General features: G+C 65.4%; 2 protein-coding genes and 1 pseudogene. All 3 read left to right on the forward strand.

Translation table 11 applies throughout. The features are described from left to right. Positions 1-412: pseudogene (locus tag VAE53_RS08530) on the forward strand (hypothetical protein); the annotation flags it as partial. After that, positions 409-1,707 (forward strand): hypothetical protein, encoded by a 1,299-nt coding sequence (locus VAE53_RS08535; RefSeq protein ID WP_322818952.1) that lies wholly within the window; start codon positions 409-411, stop codon positions 1,705-1,707. The pseudogene VAE53_RS08530 and the gene VAE53_RS08535, both read left to right, overlap by 4 nt. Continuing rightward, the coding region (locus VAE53_RS08540) for a DEAD/DEAH box helicase (RefSeq protein WP_322818953.1) at positions 1,707-3,747 on the forward strand (2,041 nt) is incomplete at its 3' end. The genes VAE53_RS08535 and VAE53_RS08540, both read left to right, overlap by 1 nt.

A 3,747-nucleotide genomic window follows, 5' to 3' on the forward strand; every position in this document is an offset into this window, starting at 1 on the left:
CCTCCAGCTCCTTCAGGAACTCCGGCCGCGAGGGACCCTCTCCATTAGCGTTTTCGGCGGCCTGCGTTCGCCATCAGGCGCTTGGCTGGTGGGTCACGGGCCGCAAGTGGTGGTGCGCGGCTTCGGTGGCAGCGGCCAGGTCACCCTCGAGGAATCGCGGAGAGGAGACAACGGCTCCGCCCTCCGCCTCGAATTCCGGATGAATCAGCCCGTCGAGGGGCTCCACTGGGACCGGCCAGGGACGTTCGAGCTCACGGCCGAGACCGACGGTGAGCGCTCCGAGGCGCGACTGGTGCGCATCGAGTCATGGGACCAACTCGCCGTGCGCCAGCCCCAATCCCCAGTAGCTCAAGTGTTCGGCGAGACCACCATCCGAGGCGCCACGGTCTCCCCTGCGGGGACAAAGGAATGACTCGCGTCTACCGCGGCTACCGATGTAAGGGTGACCGGGAGGAGGTCATCCAGCGGATCACCAAATGGGTGAACGAGTTGACGGTGCGCGACCGAGTGCCGCGGGTCTGCACCGAACGTTCGGTTGGACGTGGGCCCCGGGAGTTCTACCTGTTCGTCGCATTCGAGCAAGAAGAAAACGAGCCGCTCGAGGATCGAGTCGCCAAGTTTTTCGATTTCATTCAGACACAACCGCCTCGCCTCGGAAAACCCATTGGCGATTTCCAACGCCAGGAAATCTCGAAATTCGTGGGCCAGGACCTGCACTTCGAAGAGTTCTCCCGCCGCCTTCGGTACAACCCCCTGGTCGTTCCCGATGCGGGCGACCCCTTCGACAAGGAAGGGGACGAGGGGCTCTCGCTCGATGAGCTCGAACTCACTCAGCAATGCGACCGCCTCCTCCTCTGGATGTCGGCTCACGCGGAGGGGGCCTTCGCGACGCTCGACTCCGCTCGCCGGGCGCTCCGGATCGGAATGGACACCCGGAGCGTACTCCGAACCCTACGACTGCTTGGCCATTGCGAATCGAGCCGCGACGGTAGCCGATGGTCCATGGCGCCGTCCACGGTGATCCAAGTCGATGAAGGCTGTATCGTGCTGGCCGGCCCCCGCGATGAGTCCCTGATCCAGGAGTTGAGGCAGCGCTTTCGCGACAAGACCGAGCAGGTGCCCCAACCTTCAGGGGCCGGGCCATCTGCCTTCCGTATCCGAACCGACGACCCCGGCGACCTGTCCCAACTCGGGGTCGCCGTTGAGCGCCACGCCGACCGCGCGCTCGCGCGGGCTCTGCCAAGCATCGATCACTGGGCGAAGGCCCTCGAGTCGGTTCCCATCGACCTCGGCAGTTTTACCCTCCAACGCCTGAGCGGCGACAACTTCGACGACGTCGGCGCATTCCGTGGCGAACCCGGCTTCTACCGGATCCAGCGTACAGGGACCAACGCCCGCGCCTCCTACCTGTACTACGCTCCTGAGCTCGGATGGCGGCGCGGTGAGTGGGCCGGCCTCCGCTTCCTCGCCCGCCTACGGGAGTTCGGGCCGGCCCCGTGCACATTCGACGCGCGGAAGTATCGGCTCTTCGTTCCGTTGGAGTGGCGCTGGCCCGAAATCTACGAACGCGCTTTGGTCCTTTCCTCCGGCCTGCTGCCAACGCGAGAAGATAACGGGAATGGGTCCTGGCTCGTCTATGGTTCGATAGAACAGGAGCTCTTGGAACTGCTTCAGCCTCGACTCGAGCTCGAGGTACAAGACGCATGATGCGCGACCTGATTGGCAGCTTCGAACGGCTGGACGAAATGTACCGTCTGTACATCCGCAGCGCCTTCCCGCTGCGCTGGCCGGCGCTCGAAGAGGAGCGCGACCGCGCGGTGATGCAGGATGGCGTCCTGCGCCGTGCGCCGCTCATCGAGCCCCTGCCGCGCTACCAGCTCTCGCCATACAACATTCATGAGGCCGAGGCTGCGCTCCCTCCGGAGTACGCCGGCGTAAGCGCGCTGGGAAGCGGGATCATGGGCGAGAACACCCTCTTCGAACACCAGTGGCGAAGCCTGCGCACCGTGCTCGAGGAAGAACGCGACATCGTGGTCACCACGGGCACAGGGTCGGGTAAGACGGAGTGTTTCCTTCTTCCATTGTTCGCGCTCCTTGCCCGCGAGTCGAGAACATGGCCGGCTGCCGCTCCAAGGTCGCCACACTGGCGATGGTGGGACGGGAACGGCGAGCGCGAGTCTCAGTGGGCGCACTGCCAGCGGCCGTCGGCCATGCGCGCGGTTGTCCTGTATCCGCTCAACGCGCTCGTCGAAGACCAACTCCGCCGGTTGCGCATGGCCCTGGACGCCGACGAGACTCACCGCTGGCTCGACCGCGAGCGAGGTGGCAACCGCATCACCTTCGGCCGCTACACCGGTCAGACGCCGGTCAGCGGCATCCAGTCGAAGGCGGCGACTGACCGCCTTCGCGAAACGTTGCGCCGCCTCGAGAACGATTACGGTGCAGTCCGGAAGCTGGTGGATGCGGATCCGGCCCTTTCCGACATCCTCTACCACCACGCGCGGCCCGATGGCGGAGAGATGTGGTCACGCTGGGACATGCAGGAGACCCCGCCCGACATCCTCATCACCAACTACTCGATGCTCAACATCATGCTGATGCGCCAGGTCGAGGCGGGCATGTTCGAAATGACCCGGCAGTGGTTGGCCGAGCCCGGCCACCCGGAGCGAGTATTCACGCTCGTGGTCGATGAACTGCACAGCTATCGCGGTACGCCGGGCACGGAGGTCGCCTACATCGTCCGCTTGCTCCTCGATCGGCTCGGGCTCGAACCAGGGTCGCCGAAGCTGCGGATCATGGCGACGACTGCGAGCCTCGAACCGGGGGAAGCCGGGCGCCGCTTCCTGCGCCAGTTCTTCGGCCGCGACCGCTTCGAGTTCATCGACGCACCAGCACAGCTTCCGCCGGAAGGAAGGAGGCGCGCCCTCCAGGCGCATGCCTCGGCGTTCTCCAAGTACGCCAACCTCATGGCAGAGGCTGACGCCCTTTCCGATACGGAAGCCGAACGCAAGGCTGCCGCCGCAGCACGAGAACTCGCGCTCGCCCTCGATGGCCGAGACGACTTGGCGGAGGCACTCGAGGCCGTTGGCGCTGTCGATGGTCTGCTCGATGCCGTCCGCGCGGTGAGCGAAGACGGCACTCTCCGGGCGGCCCGCGCCGACTGCATAGATTCGGCACTGTTTCCCGACGCAACACCCAGCCCGACGGTCAGCCCCGCGTTCCGCGGCCTTCTCAGCGCCATCGCATCCGCGAAAGGGCCGAACGGTGCCCTCAGACCGCTGCGTGGGCACTTCTTCTTCCACACCCTGCAGGGGCTTTGGGCTTGCATCGACCCGAACTGCGTGAAGGTTCGTGACCAGCGCGGGGAGGCCCATGCCCCCGTTGGCGCGCTGCACACGTCGCATCAGCTCACGTGCGGCTGCGGGGCGCGAGTGCTCGATCTACACCTCTGCGAAGTCTGCGGCGATGTACTGCTCGGCGGGTACCGCGTTCGGACGAAGCTCCCCATCGAGTTTCTCGTCGCCGACCAGCCGGACCTCGAGACAGCGCCGGAGCACTCGGACCTCGATCGGACGTACGAGGGGTATGCCGTCTTCTGGCCCACGATGAACGACGACGACGAACCCGCCGACCTCGAATGGCAGCACAAGGGAAAGCAGTATTCCTGGCGCCGAGCGGAATTGGAAACGACATCCGGCATGCTGCGCATGCCACCACAGCGCGAGGACTCGAAATACGTCCGCGGAT

Origin of the sequence: Tepidiforma sp., assembly GCF_034432735.1 — a bacterium.
GTDB lineage: Bacteria > Chloroflexota > Dehalococcoidia > Tepidiformales > Tepidiformaceae > Tepidiforma.